Below are 5,238 nucleotides of genomic sequence, written 5' to 3'. Positions count from 1 at the left end.
CATCCTCTGTATGCGCCAGCATCCGTTGGCGCCGTCGCGTACCGGTGCCGAGAACCCGCCGGAACTCCATGTAAGCCGCCTCGATGTTCCGAAGCGTGGCAATCAAGTCGGGTAGCTGGTTCTGGCTGTTGGTGTGGGTGCACCACGCCCGTAGGTCGGCCTCAGAGGGGGTCTGCTTGCCGTATTCGATCTTGCTGGTTTTCGACTCGTGCCAGCCTGCGAGCTCCGCAAGCTTGCGGCCGGTAAGCCCGGAGTCGCGGCGAAGCTCCCGGAGCCGCGCCCCGAGAGCTTCCCGCTGTGCGTGAGCGGTTCCGCCAGTGGTCACCGCGTGTACTCGTCGTACGGCGTGGCAATCTTCCAGACGTAATCCCGGACGCTTCGGCAGTATTCGACAATCCGCGGGTCCGTGGTGATCGCCCCTCCGCCGAGCCGGCCGTCTGGCTCGAAAGCCGTAAAGGCAACGGTGTCGTTGTCGAACAACCACCAGTCATCCCCGGTCAGCTTCTCCGAGTCGACCTCATGCCGAGGTAGGTACCGGATGTCTTCCCCGGCGTTGACACTTTCCCGGGAGACTTCCAGTAGCCATCGGGTGTAATCGGTGTGTGGCACCGTCACCACCCGTGCCCGGCGCATCACCGCGCCCCGGCTCGTCATGTCGCGAACCAGGGACAGCCAGGCTTGGAACCATGCGTAATCGTCCGGATTTCCGTCCAACCAGTTCTGGTATGGATCGACACCATCGGCGGTGTTGTACTCGTCCTGTAGCTCTAGGTGGAACGCTTCGTGCTGGCACTCGCGTATCCGGCGGTCGAATGCCTCACCGCGTAGCAGCAGCACCGTAGAACGTCCTCTCTAGCTTCGGTACCAGTATCGGGGTCTCATCGTCGGCCAAGGTCAACTGAGCCAGCGTCTCAGGGTCGGTAACCGGGGTTCCGCTGAGACGGAAGGTGCCCCTACCGGTGTCCGTCATGGTCGCGCCTATGTACGTGTCGGGTTCGGCGAACCCGGTGAGCAAGTGGGGTACCTCGACTGTCCCGGGTGTGTCGGTCACCCAGCCTTGGACGAGATAGCCGTTGGGCTCCGCCGCGTACAGCGTCGGGCATCCGCTGGAGGGTGAGCCGCCTTTACCGAGGAAACGTAACCGATGCATGGTCGTCCTTCCGTGTTGTGTGCGTGAGCTTTCTACGCACTACCTCAATCATCCCCGGATGTTCGCGGTATCGCACCAGTTCAGCACTCAACTCGAAAGTTCGCGCAAACTTGTAGACCCGGGCGGATGCTGATTCATAACGTCGTCTCAGCCGCCGCGTCGGGTGCTTGTCCTCGGCGCGGCGAGCAAGCCAACGACACACAAGGGGCGCTCATGCTGTTCTCGGTCAAAGTGAGTTGCTGCGGATCGCAGTGGTACTTGTACGCACCGGCGTTCGGGGTGTCCCGGTTCGTCTCGGACAAGGAGCGCATCCGGGAGGAAGCGCACGACATGATCGCAAAGTGCGGCGCAGCCCCGTCTAACTTTGAGGTCGACCTAGAGCTTGGCCGCGTAATGGACAAGAAGACCTTCATGGTGGTGAACGGCCTCGACGTTTGACCAAGCTGCTGGGCGAAAACCAGGAACTTGTGAGTTTGCCTGGAAGTACGACTCTTCTGCCGCTGAGTGATCGCCCAATCGGATCTTGAGCTTTGGCGTCCACGGCCATAGCACGAGTGGCATCCTTGCTGAGTGACCGATCACATATTCACTGGCTACTGGTGGGAAGCTGGGTCTCCGGAGAAGAAACAGCCGGGCACGCTCCAAATAGAACCCGACGGCAGGTGCGGGCTTTCTCTTATCGAGGGATTCGACCTATTCACCGAACAAACCGAAGACGGATTTGGATCGCTAGGTGAACGACATTTAGACATAGTTCACGGCTATGCAGGTGATACGGAAATAACCCTCATTGACTGCTACAGCAACAACACAAACATCGACTTGTTCACGGGAAAAATCAATAGCCAACACATTCGGGCACGCAAAGCCCTAGTCGGCATCCATCTCGAAGACCAAAACAGTAATGAATTCAGGTCGTGTCGCATCCAACTTGAGAATTTTCACCATTGGGCCATGAAGGGGAAATCCACTACCGGGTTGAACACTGATGGCCAGAAGGTGACCGTGTCTTTCAAGGACGAGAAGTCAATACCATTTGATGCAGACGGCTGTTCATTCACGATGGATACGGTCTCTAATCTTAATTTCCGCCGAAATTCCAGACAGTTTCCATCAGTACTTGGAGAAACCTCAACGACCCTCCATATCGACAGCCACGGACTCCGATCCGAAAATGGTTTCGACGACCTAGCGTCAGCCATCCTTGACCTACTGAGCCTCGCCCGTGATGAACCTAGTTCAATAATCCAGCAAATTTTGGTTCATGATGAAAGTTGCCGAACCGCTCTTCCCATATTTGATCAAGCGGGCGCATTGGCATTCGATGAGAATGGAAAACCTTTAGTTGAGTATACTGTGATGCATAGAAGCGCGACCGTGCACACACAGCGCGTATTTACGTCGATTTCCAAAAGTCCCTCACGGTCGGAATCTAAGCCCTTTCTCTTCACTGCCGCTGACATGCCCTTAGGTGAGGTACTACCCAAGTGGTTGGACCTGCGCCGGAAGGTACGAACCTCGACGGACATGCTGTTCAGCTTGCTCTACGCTAGGCCGCGCTACACAGAAATAAGAATGCTAGTCGCTGCTGCCGCAGCGGAGGCGTTGAGCAGATCTCTCGACAAAGATGTGTTACCTATGCTCCCTTTCGACTTCGACCGGCTGTGCACCGCCAGCCTCGGCGCTATCGACCCCCGCGATCATGGTAGGTTCCTGTCGGTATTCAGAAACGAGCCGAACTATAGAGATAGGGTCCTGCATTTGACATGCATACCGCATCCAAGTGCGGTTGATATTGTTATTCCGGATCGAGAGAAATGGGCAGATGACCTGCGTGACGCGAGGCATGGGTTAGCGCACGGGCTACAAGATCGGGCGCGGACCGGGAATATTGGATTGCTCTATGAGCGGACAATATATCTGATTTATCTCGTCCTGATGCACGAGCTAGGGTTTTCGGAAGCGGTTCAGGTCCGCGCCGCAGAAAGCAATCAGTACCTAGTTGCTCGAATGGGCAGGTAGCCCATCAGATCATGCGGTGGACCGTGCAGGGTGTGAACCTAGAAAAACGTAACATCATGGCCGTTCGGGGCAAGGCGCCAATTAGGCCAATCCAACGTGCCTTGAACTCACGGGCTAGAATTGGCAAGATGATGCAATTGCCCTGAAGGGTCGCGACGGTGACCTGTAAAGGATATGCGTCAGGTGAATCGACAACCAAGCGAAATAGCTATGTAATCGAGGAGTGCTGTGAAGAAATCGTCAAGCGGCACGTCCGCTCACCTGGATTTCTACCTAGATCGTGGTTGCCTGGTTGTACCGTGCCAACCCGGAACTAAGCGGCTTAGAGCCGGGTCTGCCGACTGGACCGCATCCGCGTCTCGGAGACGCCGGAGTGAGTTGACCGGGAACGCCGCCGTTCGGAACGGTACGGGCGCCTTGCTCATTGTTGACGTCGACACAAAGAACGGAGGCTCGCTGACTGAGCTGACTAGCCGGTTCCCAGGTATCGACACCGATACGCGGACCGTTCAGACGGTTTCGGTAGGCGAAGCCGGCCCAGGGCTGCAATTGCTTTACACGTTGCCTGACGGTTTTAAGGTCCGCCCAGTTGTTCTGGTTACTGGGGAATTAGGGCCGCAGATCGAGGTCGCAGCGTTTGCGATGTTGCCGGGTTCGCGTGCTCGGGGCTCGAAAGGGTGGGAGCAAGATCCGCCGATGCGGGCTTACACCGTGGTGAACGATGTCGATCCGGTCCCTGCCCCGGCTGCTCTGTTGGCGGCCGTAGAGGCTCGTGAGGCCGTTGAAGGTGTCAAACCGACGCCGGGCGGTGTGGAAGACGGTGCCGCCCAGGCTCAATTGGACTTGATGGTCGCCCAGCTAGCCAGTGCTGGCGACGGCCAGCGTAATGAAGCGTGGACCCGGTACGCGCTGCCGATCATCCGTCAGTGCGAAGCCCTCGGCGAAGACGCCGTGAGCGTGCTGACGGTCGCATATGAACAGTCCGGTGGTGTCGATAGTTCTTGGGTCAAGTCAGCGATCCGCAACACACTCCGCAAGGCGGAGACCATGCCAAGCGGCCCTAGCGGCCTTGGAGCGTATGCGTTGGAGGAGTTGGCTGAACTTGAGACCTGGGCGCGGTTCGCGCCGTGGGCCGGCCCTTCGGGGCCAACTGACCGCAGGGTGTTCCTCGCGGTGGTGCGGCTCTGCCTGAGTCAAGGTCGGACTGAGACCGGATACGGGAAACGGAACCTCGCCTTGTGCGCCGGGGTGTCCGAGGAGGCGGTGGAGGCTTCCCTTAAGCGTCTGGAAGCAGCCAACCGGCTGGAAGTCTCCAGGGCTGGAAACTTCACCTCTCGACGTCCGCGTATGGGGCAGGTCGACACCACACACATATTCCCCCCATTAGTAAGGGAGAATATCTCTAACCCAGATATGTGTATGAGCATAGATCCTTTGAGCATGGTGTGGTCCGTCCCAAAGACGGACAACGGAGCAGGTTTGAACGGCCGTCATGGCCAGTTGTTCGACTTGGTGTGCGCTGGACTCGACAACGCCCGAGCCCTTGGCGAGTACATCGGGTGTAGACCTGACTCACTCAGCCGGACACTGACCCGACTGGTCGAGGTTGGGTTGTTGATGAAGAGCGGAACTACCTACGTCCCGGACCCGGAAGCGGGTAAGTTGTCCCACCAGTTGGCGCTAGACCTGGGTGGATGCGAGGTCTGTGCACACCGGGAGAACCGGTACCGCGCAGAAGCCGAGCAGTTCAGGGATTCGCAAAAGCCATCGGATCATGGATTCTCAAGCAGCCCGGACGACTGGTATAGCCCGTTCTATGAGACGAATGGAACCACCGCTGTGGCGGGTCTGGTAGATGCGGACGACTACAGCCGGCGTCGGTGGGAGGAGGAGCAAGAGCTCTTTCGGCAGATCGGCTTACCACCTTGACCCGTCCCCCATGGATGCGACCAGCCGGAATTAGAGTCTCGTTGGCCCTGATCAGGGGTTAGAAGGGACTATGGGAACCATGGCTGGACGGAAACGGCATTCCGCGGAGGACATCGTGCGCAAGCTGCGGCGCGCCG

6 protein-coding genes are annotated in these 5,238 nt (G+C 58.2%); 3 read left to right on the top strand and 3 right to left on the bottom strand.

Annotated elements, in window-relative coordinates:
* The 3 genes from QH276_RS04695 to QH276_RS04685 all read right to left on the bottom strand — a co-directional run.
* The coding region (locus QH276_RS04695; RefSeq protein WP_280406637.1) for a helix-turn-helix domain-containing protein at positions 1–325 on the bottom strand (325 nt) is incomplete at its 3' end.
* The gene (locus QH276_RS04690) at positions 322–837 is read right to left on the bottom strand and encodes a DUF6879 family protein (RefSeq protein ID WP_280397454.1); all 516 of its coding nucleotides are present in this window, start codon (positions 835–837) and stop codon (positions 322–324) included. The genes QH276_RS04690 and QH276_RS04695, both read right to left, overlap by 4 nt.
* Entirely contained in the window at positions 818–1,150 is a 333-nt protein-coding gene (locus tag QH276_RS04685; RefSeq protein ID WP_280397455.1) for a hypothetical protein, read from the bottom strand. The genes QH276_RS04690 and QH276_RS04685 overlap by 20 nt, the downstream gene beginning before the upstream one ends.
* 126 nt (positions 1,151–1,276) lie before the next feature.
* On the opposite strand from QH276_RS04685, the gene QH276_RS04680 reads away from it, so the two are divergent.
* The 3 genes from QH276_RS04680 (at position 1,277) to QH276_RS04670 (ending at position 5,101) form a co-directional block, all read left to right on the top strand.
* A complete protein-coding gene (locus QH276_RS04680; RefSeq protein WP_280397456.1) occupies positions 1,277–1,588 on the top strand; it encodes a hypothetical protein in 312 nt (103 codons plus the stop codon).
* A 132-nt stretch (positions 1,589–1,720) separates the two neighbouring features.
* Entirely contained in the window at positions 1,721–3,172 is a 1,452-nt protein-coding gene (locus tag QH276_RS04675; protein ID WP_280397457.1) for a HEPN domain-containing protein, read from the top strand.
* A 228-nt stretch (positions 3,173–3,400) separates the two neighbouring features.
* Positions 3,401–5,101, top strand: coding sequence for a bifunctional DNA primase/polymerase (locus QH276_RS04670; RefSeq protein WP_280406636.1), 1,701 nt, complete (start codon positions 3,401–3,403; stop codon positions 5,099–5,101).
* Positions 5,102–5,238: the final 137 nt, after the last annotated feature.

Origin of the sequence: Nocardia carnea (assembly GCF_029869215.1) — a bacterium.
Classification (GTDB): domain Bacteria; phylum Actinomycetota; class Actinomycetes; order Mycobacteriales; family Mycobacteriaceae; genus Nocardia; species Nocardia carnea_B.
The sequence above is the reverse complement of the archived record's forward strand: the minus strand, read 5'-3'. Positions and strand labels throughout refer to the sequence as shown.

Bases quoted from the DNA above. Each gene is read 5' to 3' on its own strand.
- QH276_RS04680 (WP_280397456.1), top strand. From the start codon at position 1,277: ATGCTGATTCATAACGTCGTCTCAGCCGCCGCGTCGGGTGCTTGTCCT.
- QH276_RS04685 (WP_280397455.1), bottom strand. From the start codon at position 1,150: ATGCATCGGTTACGTTTCCTCGGTAAAGGCGGCTCACCCTCCAGCGGA.